The sequence below is a fragment of the Streptomyces sp. NPDC088915 genome, assembly GCF_044749825.1.
Classification (GTDB): domain Bacteria; phylum Actinomycetota; class Actinomycetes; order Streptomycetales; family Streptomycetaceae; genus Streptomyces.
The window spans coordinates 24,535-38,911 of sequence record NZ_JBIVIR010000018.1 but is presented as its reverse complement, the minus strand read 5'-3'; the positions used below and the strand labels follow the sequence as shown (position 1 = coordinate 38,911).

At 69.1% G+C, this 14,377-nt stretch carries 14 protein-coding genes and 3 pseudogenes; 11 read left to right on the top strand and 6 right to left on the bottom strand.

The window, feature by feature from the left end; all coding sequences use genetic code 11:
• Nucleotides 1-22 precede the first annotated feature (22 nt).
• Nucleotides 23-1,258: an enoyl-[acyl-carrier-protein] reductase FabV gene (gene fabV / locus ACIP5O_RS29075; protein ID WP_401298351.1), complete on the bottom strand. Its 1,236-nt coding sequence runs from the start codon at nt 1,256-1,258 to the stop codon at nt 23-25.
• 318 nt (nt 1,259-1,576) lie between these two features.
• Here fabV and ACIP5O_RS29070 point away from each other — a divergent pair, with 318 nt between their 5' ends.
• Both ACIP5O_RS29070 and ACIP5O_RS29065 read left to right on the top strand, forming a co-directional pair.
• A complete protein-coding gene (locus tag ACIP5O_RS29070) occupies nt 1,577-3,016 on the top strand; it encodes a hypothetical protein (RefSeq protein ID WP_401298349.1) in 1,440 nt (479 codons plus the stop codon).
• A 185-nt stretch (nt 3,017-3,201) separates the two neighbouring features.
• Nucleotides 3,202-3,432 (top strand): annotated as a pseudogene (locus ACIP5O_RS29065) (transposase); the annotation flags it as partial.
• 41 nt (nt 3,433-3,473) lie between these two features.
• Here ACIP5O_RS29065 and ACIP5O_RS29060 read toward each other — a convergent pair.
• On the bottom strand, nt 3,474-3,695 hold the full coding sequence (locus tag ACIP5O_RS29060; RefSeq protein WP_401298715.1) for a hypothetical protein: 222 nt from the start codon (nt 3,693-3,695) through the stop codon (nt 3,474-3,476).
• Between the two features lie 320 nt (nt 3,696-4,015).
• On the opposite strand from ACIP5O_RS29060, the gene ACIP5O_RS29055 reads away from it, so the two are divergent.
• Entirely contained in the window at nt 4,016-4,153 is a 138-nt protein-coding gene (locus tag ACIP5O_RS29055) for a hypothetical protein (protein WP_401298346.1), read from the top strand.
• Between the two features lie 2 nt (nt 4,154-4,155).
• Here ACIP5O_RS29055 and ACIP5O_RS29050 read toward each other — a convergent pair whose 3' ends face one another.
• On the bottom strand, nt 4,156-5,232 hold the full coding sequence (locus ACIP5O_RS29050; RefSeq protein WP_401298344.1) for a hypothetical protein: 1,077 nt from the start codon (nt 5,230-5,232) through the stop codon (nt 4,156-4,158).
• Between the two features lie 938 nt (nt 5,233-6,170).
• On the opposite strand from ACIP5O_RS29050, the pseudogene ACIP5O_RS29045 reads away from it, so the two are divergent.
• Nucleotides 6,171-6,293, top strand: a pseudogene (locus tag ACIP5O_RS29045) (site-specific integrase); the annotation flags it as partial.
• Nucleotides 6,294-6,300: 7 nt separating this feature from the next.
• Here the strand turns inward: ACIP5O_RS29045 and sodN are convergent.
• Nucleotides 6,301-6,696, bottom strand: a complete 396-nt coding sequence (gene sodN, locus ACIP5O_RS29040) for a superoxide dismutase, Ni (protein ID WP_030207400.1) — start codon at nt 6,694-6,696, stop codon at nt 6,301-6,303.
• Between the two features lie 150 nt (nt 6,697-6,846).
• Here sodN and sodX point away from each other — a divergent pair, with 150 nt between their 5' ends.
• The gene (gene sodX / locus ACIP5O_RS29035; protein WP_401298341.1) at nt 6,847-7,281 is read left to right on the top strand and encodes a nickel-type superoxide dismutase maturation protease; all 435 of its coding nucleotides are present in this window, start codon (nt 6,847-6,849) and stop codon (nt 7,279-7,281) included.
• Here sodX and ACIP5O_RS29030 read toward each other — a convergent pair.
• A complete protein-coding gene (locus ACIP5O_RS29030; RefSeq protein WP_401298339.1) occupies nt 7,185-7,814 on the bottom strand; it encodes a CGNR zinc finger domain-containing protein in 630 nt (209 codons plus the stop codon). The two genes, sodX and ACIP5O_RS29030, sit on opposite strands and share 97 nt — an antisense overlap.
• A gap of 94 nt (nt 7,815-7,908) precedes the next feature.
• Between ACIP5O_RS29030 and ACIP5O_RS29025 the strand changes: the two are divergent.
• From ACIP5O_RS29025 to ACIP5O_RS29015, 3 genes and pseudogenes are all read left to right on the top strand, one after another.
• Nucleotides 7,909-8,268: pseudogene (locus ACIP5O_RS29025) on the top strand (class I SAM-dependent methyltransferase); the annotation flags it as partial.
• Between the two features lie 49 nt (nt 8,269-8,317).
• The gene (locus tag ACIP5O_RS29020) at nt 8,318-9,898 is read left to right on the top strand and encodes a recombinase family protein (RefSeq protein ID WP_401298336.1); all 1,581 of its coding nucleotides are present in this window, start codon (nt 8,318-8,320) and stop codon (nt 9,896-9,898) included.
• 676 nt (nt 9,899-10,574) lie between these two features.
• Entirely contained in the window at nt 10,575-10,910 is a 336-nt protein-coding gene (locus tag ACIP5O_RS29015) for an HNH endonuclease (RefSeq protein ID WP_401298334.1), read from the top strand.
• On the opposite strand, the gene ACIP5O_RS29010 is transcribed toward ACIP5O_RS29015, so the two are convergent.
• Nucleotides 10,907-11,131, bottom strand: a complete 225-nt coding sequence (locus ACIP5O_RS29010) for a hypothetical protein (RefSeq protein WP_401298331.1) — start codon at nt 11,129-11,131, stop codon at nt 10,907-10,909. The two genes, ACIP5O_RS29015 and ACIP5O_RS29010, sit on opposite strands and share 4 nt — an antisense overlap.
• A gap of 1,334 nt (nt 11,132-12,465) precedes the next feature.
• Between ACIP5O_RS29010 and ACIP5O_RS29005 the strand changes: the two genes are divergently transcribed.
• The 3 genes from ACIP5O_RS29005 to ACIP5O_RS28995 all read left to right on the top strand — a co-directional run bounded on the left by ACIP5O_RS29005 (nt 12,466) and on the right by ACIP5O_RS28995 (nt 14,370).
• The gene (locus ACIP5O_RS29005; RefSeq protein ID WP_401298328.1) at nt 12,466-13,416 is read left to right on the top strand and encodes a major capsid protein; all 951 of its coding nucleotides are present in this window, start codon (nt 12,466-12,468) and stop codon (nt 13,414-13,416) included.
• 188 nt (nt 13,417-13,604) lie between these two features.
• Nucleotides 13,605-13,871: a hypothetical protein gene (locus ACIP5O_RS29000; protein WP_401298326.1), complete on the top strand. Its 267-nt coding sequence runs from the start codon at nt 13,605-13,607 to the stop codon at nt 13,869-13,871.
• Nucleotides 13,852-14,370 (top strand): DUF6879 family protein, encoded by a 519-nt coding sequence (locus ACIP5O_RS28995; protein ID WP_401298323.1) that lies wholly within the window; start codon nt 13,852-13,854, stop codon nt 14,368-14,370. Before ACIP5O_RS29000 ends, ACIP5O_RS28995 begins: the two co-directional genes overlap by 20 nt.
• Nucleotides 14,371-14,377 lie beyond the last annotated feature (7 nt).

Here is a 14,377-nt window from a genome sequence, read left to right as displayed (position 1 = left end):
GAGGGGCGTGTCCGACGGGTGGTCACCGCCGACTCGTCGACGTCCCGGACCAGCCGGTGGGAGTGGGCCAGGGGACGTCCGTCTCGACGGCGGCGGTGTAGTCGACGCCGGGGACGGAGAAGCCGTAGAGGCGGCGGACCTCGTCGCCGAACCAGTCCAGGTCGGCGAGTTCGGTGACGGTGTCGCCGGTCGCGGTGTTCCAGCGCTCGGCGACGGCGTGCTGCACGGCGGGGTCGAGTTCCCAGGTGTCGAGGCGGACCCGGCCCTCGTCGTCGAGGTCGAGGGGGCGCGCGCCGGTCAGCCGGTCCCACAGCTCCACCAGTTGACCGACCGGGGCCACCATGGCGTCGCCGAGGACGCCGCGCAGCAACCCGACGTACAGGGCGATGCCGGGGATGGCGGTGGAGGACTGGGTGACGGCGGCGGCGTTGACCGAGGTCACGGCCCGGCCGCCCACGGTCTTGCCGAGGCGCTCGTCCAGCGTGCGCGCGGTGGCCTCCAGATGGGTCTTCGCGGCGCCGATGGTGCCCTGCCGGTAGATCGCCGCGGTGAGCGGCGAGCCGATGTAGGACAGGGCGGCGGTGGTGAAGCCGTCGGCGAGCAGGGACCGGTCGGCCAGGAAGCCGACCCACCGTTCCCAGTCGTCGCCGCCCATCACCGCCACGGTCTGCTCGACGTCGTCGCCCTCGGCCGGCGCGGTGGTGACCTCCTTCACCTCCGGGCCGCCGTGCTCGTCGAAGACGAGCGTCTTGGTGGTGTACGGCGAGCCGATCGGCTTGAGGGCCGAGGCGTACACCTCGCCGGTGTCCGGATCGGTGCGGCGGGGCGCGGCCACCGAGTAGACCAGGAAGTCGAGCCGTCCCCCGAACCGCTCGACGAGGAGGTCGGCGACCTGTTCCTTCACCGTGTCGCCGAACGCGTCGCCGTTGACGAAGACCATGTCCCGCCCGTGCTGCCGGGCGAGCCGGGCGGTGGCGGCGGTGCGGTACCAGCCGGCCGTGCCGGTGCGCCGCGCGGGCGCCTTCTCGAAGCAGACGCCGATGCCGCGGATGCCGACGCGGGCCAGGCCCGCGACCGTGGCGGCCAGGCCGTACCCGGCGGACGAGCCGATGATCAGGGCCACCGGCCCTTCGCCTCCGGTGGCGACGGGGGCGGGCACGGCTTCCCACATGTCGTCCACCAACCGGCGGCAGCCGCCGGGGTGGGAGTCGAGGAACAGGAAGCCCCGGCTCTTGGGCGCGATGACGCGTTCGCTCATGGTGGGGTGCCCCCGGTGTCGTCACGGACATGGACGCGGCGGAGTCTCGGCCGCCCCGCCCCGCAAGTCTGCGGCCGCGCCGACGAGCGTGGTGATCTTGAGCGGCACAACGATGGGCTGCGGGGCTTGGAGGGTTTCCACCAACTCGGACGGAGAGGGCGACCGGTGGATCGGGCGGCTCTGCTGCCCGGTGCGGCCGTCGTCGGAGCAGGTCGGAACGCTGTGGCTGTTGTCGGAGCAGGCCGGAACGCTGTGGCCGTTGTCGAAGCAGGTCGGAACACGGTGATCGTTGTCGGAGCAGGCTGGAACACTGCGACCGTGAACGACGAAGCACCCCAGGACGCTCCCGACGCTCCCTTCGACCTCCTGCCGCCCGCGGCGCGAATGCAACTCGACGGCACCGCCTGGGAGGAGTTGCCGCACGTCTGCATGGGTCGGCACGGGGTGCCCGACACCCCGGACGTCCTCGGCGACCTGCTCGCGGCCGACCCGGGCCGGCGGGCGCGGGCGGTGGGGGACCTGTACCGGTTGCTCCTCCACCAGGAGCGGGTGTTTCCGGCGACCGCCCCGGCGGCCCTGGTCGTCGCCCGTCTCCTCGACGACCCGCGCACCCTCGTCGAAGACCGGTGGGAGCGCAGGGCCGGTCGGCGGTCGCTTCGCGCCGAACTGCTGAACTGGCTGGCTTCGTTCGCCGACATCGCCCGCCTGGACGTCGAGGATGTCGAGGACGGTGTCGGCACGGCGCGGGATCCGGCTGCCGCTCGTGCGGCAAGGCCCGTACTCCATGACCGCGTCGCGGATTTCTGCGACGACGACGACCCATTGGTGAGGGAGGCCGCGCTCGCGGCCACCGCCCTGCTCCTGGCCGACCCCGCCCTCGCCTCGTCCGCGCCCCGGTACGCGCCCGCCGTTCGCCAGGTCCTTGCCGTGAGCGCGGACTCGTCCTACCGGTGGATCGCCCGGGAACGGCTGGCTGCCTGGGGGGAGGACGTCACCGGTCTCGTCACCGCCGAGGAGGAGCGCCGCGCGGCCCTGGACCAGGCACGCGAGCTGGCGGACGACCCGTTCGCGGAGGGGCAGGGGCAGGCGATCCGCTGGCTGGAAGAGCAACCCGAGGACACCGCGGCTCCGGAACGACTCGGCCGCCGACGCAAGGACCTGACCGCGCCCAGTCCGGCCGCCCCGCACGAGCCGGCCCCCGAGCCGCCTGTGGCCGCCCCGGGGAGCGGGGCGGGGTACCGCGGCCCGTGGCGGATCGCCCGGGAGGAGGAGCGCGCTGAGTGGACGTTCACGCCGTACGTAGGAGTCGGCCCCCTGCACTTCGGGATGACCTCGGAGCAGATCACCCGCGTCCTCGGCGAAGGACCGACTCTCTCGTCCTACTCCCACCGCGGCGAAGACCATCAGCAGCTCGATTACGCCGACTTCACCGAGAGCGGGATCAGGGCCCTCTTCCACGAAGGCCGCCTGGGGTGCGTCGCAGCAGACGCCCTCACCGGCCCCCAGGTGCGGCTGGACGCGGCTCCGCTGACCGGCTGCGCGCCCTCCCGCGTGGAGGACTGGCTCGTCCACCGCACGGCACCGCGGCCCGGCAGCCTGACGTACAGCCCCGCCGCCGATCCGGTCTTCGCCGACCTCGGCCTGGCGATCCGGTCCCAGCGGGCCGGCGACGCCGTCCTGACCCGGCCCCTCTTCCTGCTCCACGACTGGCTCGACCTGTGGCACGCACTGCCCGCCGACGAGTGGAACCACCCCTGAGGGGTCACCCTGCTCCACGCGCGCGTGAACCGGGCGCGGAAAGCCGGTCGGCCCGTCCCGCACACGTGCGGGACGGGCCGACCCGACCGGAAGAAGACCGGGCCTTCTCCGACCAGGCCTTCTTCGTCCTCGGAATTGTCCGGCCGATCATGTGACTACTACGCAGCCGTGTCGCTGATGTGCGCATGGGGCGGGGTGATCCGACGGATGCCGAGTGGGAACGGCTGCGGCCGTTCCTTCCGGTCAGCGATGGGCGGTGTGGCAGGTGGCGGGATCATCGGCAGGTGATCGACGGGATTCCGCACCGGGCGCGGACCGGCGTTCAGTGGCGTGACCTGACCGAACGGTTCGGCCCGTGGAAGACGGTCTATGAACGCCACCGTCTGTGGTCGGCCGACGGAACCTGGGAACGCCTGCCGCAACCCTCGTCACCCGGCTCCGTTCGTGAGGGCCGGAATCAGTCCTCATCCTCAGGCAGGTGGAAGTAGACGGTCCCCGACCGCCAAGGGCCGTGCTCGGTCATCTCCGACGCGATGACCACGTCCTGGATCTCGGCCGGGCCCAGAGCCTCGATGGAATCGGCCAGCCGCCGCAAGAGTGCCGGAACACTGTCGCAGCCGGGGCCGGCGGGGTTGGCCTGCGAGAAGTGGCGCACGGTCCAATGCGCCGGCTTGTCCATCACGGACCGATCGTAAGACCTGCCATCCGCTGGTCAGCAAGCGATGGCAGGACGAGGCGACTCATCCGGAACGGACGGCACGGTGATCGACCGGACAAGTCCTGGTCGGCAGCGCCTACGACGGAGACCGAGACCCGGCCGCCCGGCAGTCGCTCTACCAGTGGCAGACGCCTCGGTACGACCTGGCCGGTCTCGTCGCCAAGCGACTCGATGATGTACGCGGACGCGTCGTCGACATCGGCTGTGTCAACGGCAGGTCCGTCCAACGGCTTCGCCAGGACCGCCTCGGCCTGTCCCTGCTCGGCCTCGACATCGCCCCCATGGCTTCGTACCACGCCTGGGCGGACCAGCACGACGCGACCATCGACCGCGCCTGCACACTCGTCGCCGACCACATCGCCCGCTACGGCGCGTACGAGGTCACCTGCCTCGGAGGGATCCTCGTCTGCCGCTGCTGAGATCAGTCCAGCGGCGGCCAGGGCCCGTCCAGCAGGCGGCCCGCCTCCTCGACGATCTGTTCCGCCAGGTGTTCCCGGTCTCCCTGTCGGATCGCCGCCCGGTCGTTGTAGGCGTCGGTCTTCTCGATCAGTGGCGTGAGCCGCTGCGGGCGGGCCAGTGCGCCCCACCCTTCGTACGTGATCAGGTCACCGCCGGCGCCGGGGTCCAGGCTGCCGTTCACGATCAGACGGAGCCACCAGCGGACGAGCTCCCAGCGGGCCGCTTCCCACGGGAGGCCGGTGGTGTCGGCCGGGAGGTCCCGGAGCAGGCCGAGTTCGTCCAGCACCTGGTCGAAAAGGGCGTCGGCCTGCTCGTGCTCGGAGCGTGACAGGCCGGCGAGGAGGGGAAGGGACTCCGTCTCGACGTCGAGGACCAGGGCCGTGAGGCCGGCTTCAATGAGCTGCTCCGGGCGGTGCCGGCGGCCGATCAGGCGTTCCAGGGCCAGCATCCGGATGCAGTCGACGGCCTCCCTCGCGGTCATGGCGTACGGTGTGAACGGCGTGGGCGCGGTGACGTCGACACCTGGCCCGCCCTCCACGAAGTACGACCAGAAGTCGATGGTCGCGTGGGCGAGGAGACCGTTCGACCGGCCGGTGAACTCGTGGTGGACGTAGTCGGTGAGGTCGTTCCCGTAGAGGATGATGTCGGTCTGGTGGACGGACAGCACGGGATGACCGTGCTCGCCCGCCGTGCCGGGCAGGTAGCGGTGCCCGTAGACCGGGACCAGCTGCGGCACGCTCTCCAGCTCGGTCCTCGCGACGCGCAGTGCCTGGGATGTCTCCGCCGGCCTCGACGGCCAGGCAGGATGCCAGAACCCGTTGTGCTCCACGTCGAAGAGGACCCCCTCCACCGGCCACGCCAGCCGCCCGGCCAAGTCCTGAGGGTCACCGTCGCGCCAGTCGGGCCACCCCGAGGAGCCCTGCGGAAGCCCGGCGGTAAGGAAGACCCGGTGATCCGCCGCGAAGGTGAAGCCGAACCGTGTCTCGACCGCGTCGAGCTCTCGCTCGGTGAGGCCCGGACCGATCTCGCTTCGAAGCATCCCTTGCAGGGCACGGGCGGCTTCCAGGGTCAGTCGTGGGGGCGACGGCGTGTTCACGCCTGCCAGCGTAGGGAGTGGTACGGCCGCATGTGACAGGAGGTTGTCGTGGCCCGCTACCTCACCACGTATGCGCTGCGACGACCTCGGCGCCGTTCGGGCTCCCTGTAGCGTCCGCCCGGAGGGGAGCGATCGGCAGGTTGCCGGCGCGAGGGTTCCTACCCGAGGGTAGGGGTAACGGCCGCTGCCGGCCCGGCCGGGACGCCAGCCGTTGCAGTAGCAGTAGCAGCAGCAGTGTTCTTCGGCCGGTCGTTCTTCTGGTCGCTCCCCGTCCCGCATGCCGTCACGGCCGCGAAGACGATGACGACCGCGGCGGCGGACAGGGCGGGCTTGCGCATGAGGGCTTCGGAGTGCGGCTGGTCCGGGCACCCCCTCCCCACGGCTACTGGGTGGCGTCCCTCGGACGAATCTTCACCTCATCAACGATGTGCCCGACGGGCTGACTCGACGAGCGCGATCCTTTGTCGGCACGCACGGCGTCAAGGTCGACGTTCGCCCCGTCGAGGGGTACAGGCAGTGGTGGCTGGAACGGGACGTCCCAGCCGCGGTGATCGATCGGATGGCGGCCTATCAGGAGCGGTGGGGCGGTCTGCTCCCGCCGGTGCGCGAGGTGCGGGGCCTGACCGACACCTGGTGGAGAGGGACCGACTCGCTGGTGGCCCTCTACGGCGGGGAGGCCACGTCACTCGACTTCTCCCGGGGCCGCATCGCGGTGATCGACTCCGGCCTCGACGAGTGGGGACTGCGAGGAGGCGTGGACGACTGCCCTTGTCGTTCCACCTCGTCCGGCCGGGGTGGACAGGGAGCGGGCGATGCTGCCGAGGGCGGGGCCGTCGGGCTGCCGCACACGGCCCACCCACGACCTGCGCCACTTTTGCGTGCACCTGTGGCCCGGGGAAGAAGACCGCACCCGGGCCGTCATGGACGCCGTGCTCGGCGGCCTGCGGACCGGGTGCGGACAGGTAGGCGACTTGACCGGCGAAATCGCAGGTCAGACGACTTGACCAGAGATCAGGCCTTCTTCGTCTCCCAGAAGATGCGGTCGATCTCGGCGATGAGTTCCAGCGCCTTCTCGCCCGTCTTCGGGTCCGTCGACGCCTTGGCGGCCGAGAGGGCCTTCAGGGTGTCGTTGACCAGCTGGTTGAGCTCGGGGTACTTCTCGAAGTGCGGGGCCTTGAAGTAGTCGCTCCAGAGCACCGAGACGTGGTGCTTGGCGAGCTCCGCGCGCTGCTCCTTGATGACCGTGGCGCGGGCCCGGAAGTGCGGGTCCTCGTTGGCCTGGTACTTCTCCTGGACAGCCTTGACGGACTCGGCCTCGATGCGGGCCTGGGCCGGGTCGTACACGCCGCACGGGAGGTCGCAGTGGGCGCTGACCTTCACCTTGGGGGCAAACAGGCGGGAGAGCATTGAGCCGTCCTTCCTCGTGATCGTCTTCTCAGGTGGGACATTACTCGGTGAGAAGGGCGTTTTCTCGGGCGCCCCCTGGGGCTTAGGTCAAAAGTCCAGGGTCACCATGGGACTCGTGTACGAGTGGACGAGTGGATCGGGAGGTGCCGGATGAGCGGGTCGGGGCCGGAGCGGGCGGGGGAGGCCGGGGCTCCGTTCGGGATCGCCGAGGTGACGGGCGTGTCGATGGTGCCCACGCTGCTGCACGGGGACCGGCTGCTCGTGCACTACGGCGGGCGGCTGCGGCCCGGGAGCGTGGCCGTGCTGCGCCATCCGCTCCAGCAGGACCTGCTCGTCGTGAAGCGGCTGGTTGAGCGACGCGACGGCGGCTGGTGGGTGCTCGGCGACAACCCGGACGCCGAGGGGGACAGCCGGGTCTTCGGGGCCGTACCGCCCGAACTCGTGCTCGGGCGGGTGCGGGCGCGGTACCGGCCGGTGACGCCGGGGCGTCAGCGCTCGGCCGGGGTGGTGTTCTCCTGGCTCGTCTCGTGCGTCAGGCCCGTGTGGTCCGTGCGCCCGGCCTCCAGGCGCTTGCGGGCCCGGTAGGCCGCCACGTTGGCGCGGGTCGCGCAGCGGTCCGAGCAGTAGCGGCGGGAGCGGTTGGTCGAGGTGTCGAGGTAGGCGTTGCGGCAGGGCGGCGCCTGGCACAGGCCCAGCCGGTCCGCGCCGAACTCGGTGAGGTGGAAGGCGAGCCCCATCGCGCAGATGGCCGCGTACCCCGTCGTCGCGTTCGAGGAGTGGTCGGCGAGGTGCATGTGCCAGCGCGGCCGGCCCTCCTCGTCGAGGATGTCGTGGCCCGAGATCTGAGGGCTGACCGGGAACTCCAGGAGCAGGGAGTTCAGCAGGTCCACGGCCCCCGTGTGGTCGCCCTCGTCGGCCGCCGTGAAGACCGCCCGCAGCCGGGTCCGGATCGCGCGGAAGCGGGGCACGTCCGCCTCGGTGACCCGCCGGGCCATCTGGGAGGCCGAGCCGAAGAGGTCCCGCACCACCTCGACCGAGGCGAGGGAGTCCTTGCCGCGGGTCGGCTCCTCGGTGTTGACCAGACGCACGGCGAAATCCGAGTAATGGGCCAGTTCCACTTGTAGTCCTTACTTCGGCGGGCTAGTGTCTCGGTCGAAGGGGGTAACGGCTGTTTCCCCTTCGAGGGTATTACGAAGTGGGGAGGGTGCGACGATGACCGGAACCGACTGGGCGGGCTGGCAGCAGAGCTGGGACCGTCAGCAGGAGTGGTACATGCCGGACCGCGAGGAGCGGTTCCGCGTGATGCTCGACATGGTCGAGGCGCTGGTCGGGCCGAAGCCCCGCGTCCTCGACCTCGCGTGCGGTACGGGAAGTATCACGGATCGGCTCCTCAAGAGGTTCCCGGAGGCGACCAGCACCGGCGTCGACCTCGACCCCGCCCTCCTCGCCATCGCCGAGGGGTACTTCGCCGGGGACGAGCGCGTCACCTTCGTGACCGCCGACCTCAAGGACCCCGCGTGGGCCGCGGACCTGCCGTACGACGCGTACGACGCCGTCCTCACCGGGAGCGCCCGCAAAACGCACATGCGTGCGGAAGCGGAGTTCGCGCAAGATGGATCGCATGATTACGACGGAGTACGACGGGTGCGGTAAGTGCCTGGTAGGGGTACGTCGCCTCTCTCGCAAGTCTGACTCCACCAACAGCCCGGAAAAGCAGCTCGGCCAGGTGCTCAGCGCCGTGGAAGCGGTCGGCGGGCACGTCATCGCGTGGGCGGACGACTGGGAGGTGTCCGGTGCGACCGATCCCGTGACGCGTCCGAAGCTCGGCCCGTGGCTCCGCGACGAGATGGGCCCGTACGACGGGATCGCCGGCTCGGCGGTCGACCGGATCGGACGCAACCAGCGGGACGTACTGAACACGGCGTACATGGTCCACGAATCGGGCCGCCTACTGATCACCTACGGCCACGACGGACCGTGGAACCTGGAAGACCCCGCCGATGAGATGCGGCTCTCCATGGAGTCCTTCGGCGCGCAGATGGAGCTACGCGCCATCCAGAAGCGCAACCGGGACGAGACGAAGCGGGCGCGCAGCGCTGGACAACCGAAGCAGAAGAACCGGTACGGGTACCAGTTCGTACGGCTCATCCCCACCGGCAACGTCGACCGGGTGGAGCTGGACCCCGTGGCCTCCCTCATCCTCCGAGACGTCGCGGAACGCATCCTCGCCGACGAGACCGGAACGGTGACCGTCCACACCGAGGCCGCTCGCCTGAACCGCGCGGGCGTGCTGTCGCCTGCCGACCACCGCGCCGTCATGTACGGACGCAAGTCCAAGGGGACCTTGTGGAACGCCAAGGCTCTCAAGCGGATGCTCACCAGCGAAGCGTCCTTGGGGTACCTCATGCACGACGAGCGCCCCGTGATCGGCCCGGACGGGCACGCGGTGCGCATCGCCGATCCGCTCTGGGACCACGCCACCCGTGACGCGCTGATCAAGAAGACCGCCCCGAAGTGGACCGGGACCCGTGCGCCGAAGGGGGTGCGTCTGCTCTCGGGTATCGCGTTCTGTGGCGGGTGCGGCCAACGGCTCTACATGGTGGCCCGGACGGGCCAGAACCCGTCATACGGCTGCACGGCGCGCACACGCGGCGTCCCGTCGTCCGTCGGGTGCAAGCCCGCCCCCACCATGTCTGTCCCCATGCTGGACGAGCACGTGTCGACGTGGTTCCTGGCCGAGTACGGCGACCACCAGGTGATGCGCAAGGAGTTCGACCCCGGCACCGGCTACGCCGCTCGAATCGCCGAGATCGAAGCGGACCGTACGCGGCTCCGTGGAGACCGCCAGGCGGGTCTGTACGAGTCTGATAGCGACACGGAGTGGTACCGCACCGAGTACGCCCGGATGACGCGGGAAATCGAAGATCTCAAGCGGCTCCCCGAGCGGCCAGCGGGGATGCGGTGGATGCCCCTGGGGCGGACGATCGCTGATGACTGGAAGACCGCCCCGGACGACGTCGCCCGTAGGGAGATCCTGAACGAGTACGACGTTCGGGTGACGCTGCACCCGCGCGGTGCCAAGCACCGAGTGCGTGTGACCGGACTCGACCCGGAGCAGAGGGCGGCAGAACAGAACACGGCGCGCGACCACGCCGAGACGGCTGCATTGGCTGACTTGGAGGATGCTGAGGAAGCACTCTGACCTCTGACGTTCCTACCTCACGAAGCCCCGGTAGTCCCTCGCGGACCGCCGGGGCTTTGCTGTCCGCAGCGGGCCGACCAGCGGGCGGAGCCATGACGGTATGACGATTCAGAGTGTTTTTCGTACGGACATAGAAAAATAAGAGGGATACCGAAAGAGCCACCAGAACGCCATGCCGTCATGGTCGACCGTCCGGGAATCTCTCCGTCCCTACTACTTCCGGAAGCAGGAGGACGAGCGGAACCCGACGACCCCGAGGGGCGCGGGAAACCTTCCGTCCCTACTACTCCCAGAAGAGGACGCCGGGACTACCGCGCACCCCACCGACCCGGAACGGGCGGTCCGAGTGCCCGGCCCTCTCCGATGCTCTGCCCGTGCAGCACGCACCCTCACGGGGTGGCCGCAGTGGTCGTGAGGCAGAGCGCGGGGGACCACACCGCCCACCAGTAACCGGCTCGTCCGCGAGTCGCCGAACGGGGTCGCAAGCCCGTGTGGTCCCCCATCGTGTCCGGACCGGCCCGAGCCGGCGAGGACGAGCACGCCCACTGACCCAACGGCTAGAGGTGCGCGGTACCGGCCCCGCGAGGGAGACCCGGAGGAAACCCGCAGAGTTCCCCGGTTCAAGTCCGGGGGTGGGCACAACGAGCGCCAGGACGACGACACCGAGGGGGCGCACGTGCGCTGTATCGACTGCCAGGAACCCGCGACCCATCGGGGCCGCTGCAAGACCCACCACGCCGCGTACGAGGGTCGTCCGGCCGTCCGGCAGCGTCGAGCACGGGGACGACGTCGAGCGGCCCGCAACGACGCTGCTGCACGGCTCCGCCGGGTCATCGAGCGGAAGGGGACCGCGTGGTGTGACTGGTGCCTGAACGACTTCCCCACGGTGGACGTGGACGTGGACCACGTGCGGCCCCTCTCGATGGGAGGGACCGACACGGACGGGAACGTTCAAGTGCTGTGCCGGGGGTGTCACCGGCTCAAGACGGCGACGGAGTTCGGGACGGCCTAACTGTCTTCCGGGAGGTTCTCATCGTTCGATGATGGACGCTTGGCTACAGACAGCGCGTAGACCCCAGTCAGGGCAAGTCCGATTGCAATCACCCCTTGGACAGCTAGCAGTTGCACCCGCTCGGACACGTTCTCCATCCGCAAGTTGAACTTTCCCGAAGAGAGTTCGAACTTGCTTGTGGTCGTGGGCTCCGCGTCATCGGAACCGGTGAGTTCAGACATGGTGGCAGGACACAGCATCCCGGAGGGCGAGTCAACTCCCATGTTCCCCCGCTGGAGGCGGTCTCCCATGCGCCGACAACACAGCACCGGGTGTTAGCGCTGTGACCACCACGTCCCGGCCACCCCGCCGACCGTGGTCGTTATGGCGATGAGCCACCCCGGCACGCGCTGAATGGTCAAGTGCAGTGATCCGCATCGAAGTTCGAAGTGCGGCGGGGCATCGGTCGGGTCCTTGCTGCGGGGCACGTTTCCTCCTGTAGGTCTCGCACTAAGTGACACCCGGACGTTAGAGGCGGAACAGCGGGCGCACCCTGGCGAACCCTGGCGAATAGTCGCGTGCCCTAGCGAACCCGGCAGACCCGTTGACACCCCCTCGCTCGTCAGGAAGGTCTCATGCCCCGACGACCCCGCCCCCCGTGCTCGGTACCCGGGTGCCCCGAACTGACCGCCCGTGGTGGTCGCTGCCCGAAGCACACCAGGGAAGCGAACGCCGACCGTGCGTCGCGCGGTGGAGCCATCTACACCACACGGTGGCAGCGCATCCGCCGGGCGTATCTGTACGCGAACCCGTGGTGCGTGCTCTGCGGTCGGCTGGCCAACGTCGCCGACCATTTCCCGCTGCCCCGCCGAGAGTTGATCGCTCGGGGCGAGTTGAACCCTGACGCTGCGAAGCACCTTCGCCCCTTGTGCGTCGCGTGCCACAACCGCGAGACGGCACGCAATCAGCCGGGCGGATTCGCTGCGGAAGCACGGTCACGGCGCGAGGCGAACGAACGCCCGCCGTTCTGACCAGGGGGGTACTCCCCTCTCCTCCCGAGATTGAGCGGCAGGGAGGCAAAAAGCTAGCGCCGCAGCTACCGCCCTTTGCGCGGGGCTCCGCGCTGCCCACACGACCGACTCACGACCCGTGGAAGGGGTGAGGGAATGGCAGACCCGACGCGTAAAACGCCGCCGTTGACGGTGATCCGCGAGGGCAACCCCGGCAAGCGCCTCGTTTCCGAGGGGGTGCGGGTGCCGCCCGCCGAGCTGTCCGAACCGGACTGGACGGACACGTTCGCGGACGTGCCCGGAGATCAGGGCCCGGTGAATGCCCGGTGCCGGGAAGTCGCGTCTGCGTCCGCTGTGCACGTCGTGCCACTCGCGGGAGACCGCGAAGCACCAGCCCGGCGGGTTCGCTGCCGAGCATCGCTCTCAGCGTGAGGCGGAGCGTCCGCCGTAATGACCAGGGGGTGACCCCCAACCCCTCCCGAGATTGCACGGCAGGGAGGTGATTTCCTCGCATGGCTCATTTGAGCGTTTCTGTGGAGAGCCATGCGCTGATTAACTAACCAACTATGGAAGGTATTCCTTTGACTCTCACTCTTGCCGAATCGGCAAAGCTCACCCTTGACCAGCTTCAGCGCGGCGTAATCGAGACCTTTGTTCAGGAGTCGCCGATTCTCGATCGGCTTCCCCTTGTTCAGGTGGAGGGAAGCGCGTTCAAGTACAACGAGGAGTCCAGCCTGCCCGGTGTGGCCTTCCGGGCGATCAACGAGGCGTACCCGGAGAGCACCGGCACGCTGAACCAGCGCGTCGAGACTCTGGCCATCCTGGGAGGTGACGCCGACGTCGACAAGTTCATCGTCCAGACGCGTGGAAACCTCAACGATCAGCGTGCGATTCAGACGCACATGAAGGTTAAGGCCGCCTCGATCCACTTTGCCGACCAGTTCTTCAACGGCGACGTCGAGGTCAATCCGAAGGGGTTCGACGGCCTGCGCAAGCGGCTGGTCGGGCGCCAGGTCATTGATGCCAAGGGCAAGGGCGCCGTCGCCCACGGCCATGACTTCTTCGATCTGCTCGACACCCTGACGAACCAGGTGCGTGGCATAAACGGTAAGAACGGCGCGCTTTATATGAACACCGCGCTTCGTGCCAAGATCGCCTCCGGTTTCCGGCGGCTCGGCGGCAGTGAACTGCTGACCGTGGACATAGCCGGTAAGCCCACGGTCATGTGGAACGGCATTCCGCTGCTGGACGCCGGCCAGCGTCTCGACGGCACGGACGTGCTGCCGCTGACGACCGGGACCGGGGGTGCGGAGACCGGCGACATCTACGCCGTCCGCTTCGGCGCGACCGAGGCGGACGCCGGTGTCTCCGGACTCACCAACGGTGGTGTTCAGGTCACCGATCTGGGCGAGTCGCACGACAAGCCGGTCTACCGCACTCGTATCGATTTCTACTGCGGCATCGCACTCTTCGGCGGTAAGGCAGCCGCTCGCCTCACCGGCGTACTGAACGGCTAACGCACGCACACCAACGAGCCCCGTGCTCGCTATCCCAAGTGGGATGGCGCGTACGGGGCATTTCTGCGTTCGGTTCCGTGACTGGGAGTCCTGCCGCTGCGGGTGGCTCGATGCGCCCTTGACGTTGGTCACGCGCGAGGGTGAGGCTCGTGCACGTCCGTGCAACCGACTCGCTAGGAGACTGCCCAATGGCCCTAAAGTTCCTGGGGATTTGGCCTAACACCCCCGACGACGGCTCGCCCACGATCTGGGTGGAGGAGGAGACGGGAGACCTGATCATCCAGTCATGGAAGGCGGACGAGGAGACCATCCGGCAGGCACAGGAAGTCGGCTCGGTGCCGGGGCACTCGACGGACGTTCCGGACCACGAGACCGTGATCCGGCTCCCTGCGAACATGCTCCAGTTCATTCCCCGTCCGGACAGTGAGGGCAACGGTGGCAACAGCGGTACGTGAATGCCTCGCCAAGGCGCAGCGCTCGGCGATGCACCTTGAGATGCGGGACAGCTACATGCGGGATGACCCGGAGTTCATCCGATGGCAGGAAGGGCACCGGTACGACCCCGTAGACCGTGAGTCGTGGTGGCGGTCGTGGCTGGACGTGGTGGCCGAGACGACCGCCCGGGGTGTCGTCATGCGCCGTCTGCGGGTTGTCTCCGAGCCGCTGAGCGACTACGTCCGGTACGAGTACGACGGCACCTTTACGAACGTTGCAGCCGGCGAGGACGTCCGTTGGCTACCTCGCTCGCGGGCGCGTGACCTGCTGCTCCCCGCGCTGGACGGGTGGGTCATGGATGAGGAAACCGTGATCCTCCACCATTTCAGCGGCGAGGGTCAGTGGACCGGTCCGCGCATGGAAGTCGCGCGCGATCCGGCATTGGCCGCGCAGTACGTCAGCGCGTATGAGGCAGCGTGGGAGCGCGCGATTCCTCACGCGGAGTACCGGCCCGCCTGATCACGTA